Origin of the sequence: Microbacterium sp. GbtcB4 (genome assembly GCF_019091465.1) — a bacterium.
GTDB classification, from domain to species: Bacteria; Actinomycetota; Actinomycetes; order Actinomycetales; family Microbacteriaceae; genus Microbacterium; species Microbacterium paraoxydans.
Map to the genome: position 1 here is coordinate 1 of NZ_JAGXJJ010000843.1, position 228 is coordinate 228.

The following is a 228-nucleotide window of genomic DNA, read 5'->3' on the forward strand; positions in this document are numbered from 1 at the left end:
TTGGGTGCCCTGATGTCGCCCAGCGCCGCGCGCAGTGTCTTGGAGCGGTCGCCGCCCACCTGCTCGTAGCCGAGCCGGGCGGCCTCGGCCCGCCGCTGCGCGGCCTGCGACACCGGCCGCACCTCGCCCGCGAGGCTGAGCTCGCCGACGCCGGCGGCCGTGCGCGGGACCGAGATCATCTGGATGGGCCCGGCGACGGCGATCGCGGCGGGCCGATCGGCGGCGGGC

The 228-nt window shown here is 78.9% G+C and carries 1 pseudogene; it reads right to left on the reverse strand.

What is annotated here, in order from left to right:
- A pseudogene (locus KVS71_RS19830) lies at window positions 1–228 on the reverse strand (DNA repair protein RadA); the annotation flags it as partial.